This is a genomic window from Oleiphilus sp. HI0061 (assembly GCF_001635675.1).
Map to the genome: position 1 here is coordinate 1 of NZ_LWFE01001517.1, position 844 is coordinate 844.

The following is an 844-nucleotide window of genomic DNA, read 5'->3' on the forward strand; positions in this document are numbered from 1 at the left end:
GTCAGGTAAAAGCACAGGTAACTGTTGATCTTAAGTATTTCGAAGGCAAGCCAGTCATCGAAGAAATTAAGAGAGCTAGCCGTCCAGGTCTACGCCAGTTTAAAGGTAAAGACGAGCTGCCAAGCATTCGCGGTGGTTTGGGTGTTGCCATTATTTCAACTTCGCAAGGTGTGATGACCGACCGAGCTGCGCGTAATGCCGGCATTGGTGGCGAAGTAATCTGCACAGTTTTCTAGGAGAAGGGCATGTCTAGGGTTGCTAATAGTCCAGTTCAGCTTCCTTCCGGTGTAGAAGTTAAGCTAACTGAGCAAGAAATTGAAGTAAAGGGCGGTAAAGGCACTTTATCTTTGGATCTTAATTCTGTTGTTACTGTAACGCAGGAAGGTTCAGAAATTAAATTTGCTGCTAAAAATGGCAGCAAGTTCTCACGAGCGATGTCTGGTACGACTCGCGCGTTGGTAAACAACATGGTTACTGGTGTAAGTACTGGCTTCCAGAAAAAGCTACAGCTAATCGGTGTTGGTTATCGTGTACAGATGCAGGGCAAGAAACTGAATCTGTCATTGGGTTTTTCTCACCCAGTCGAATACGAGCTTCCTGAAGGTATTAAAGCTGAAGCTCCATCACAGACCGAGATTGTTTTGTCAGGCGCTGACAAACAGTTGCTAGGTCAGGTTGCTGCTGAAATTCGTGCTTTCCGTCCGCCAGAGCCTTACAAAGGTAAGGGTGTACGCTTTGCTGACGAACATGTCAGACGCAAAGAAGCTAAGAAGAAATAGGTGAAGCTATGAGCATTAAGAAAGAATCAAGACTACGTAGAGCGAAAAAAACTCGCTTTAAGTTA

General features: G+C 45.1%; 2 protein-coding genes. Both read left to right on the forward strand.

The annotated features are described in order from the left end of the window. A partial coding sequence (gene rpsH / locus A3735_RS23615) for a 30S ribosomal protein S8 (RefSeq protein ID WP_156499872.1) occupies positions 1-236 on the forward strand: 236 nt, incomplete at its 5' end. Positions 237-245: 9 nt separating this feature from the next. Beyond that, the gene (gene rplF, locus A3735_RS23620; RefSeq protein WP_068508542.1) at positions 246-779 is read left to right on the forward strand and encodes a 50S ribosomal protein L6; all 534 of its coding nucleotides are present in this window, start codon (positions 246-248) and stop codon (positions 777-779) included. Positions 780-844 lie beyond the last annotated feature (65 nt).

Bases quoted from the DNA above. Each gene is read 5' to 3' on its own strand.
- rplF (WP_068508542.1), top strand. From the start codon at position 246: ATGTCTAGGGTTGCTAATAGTCCAGTTCAGCTTCCTTCCGGTGTAGAA.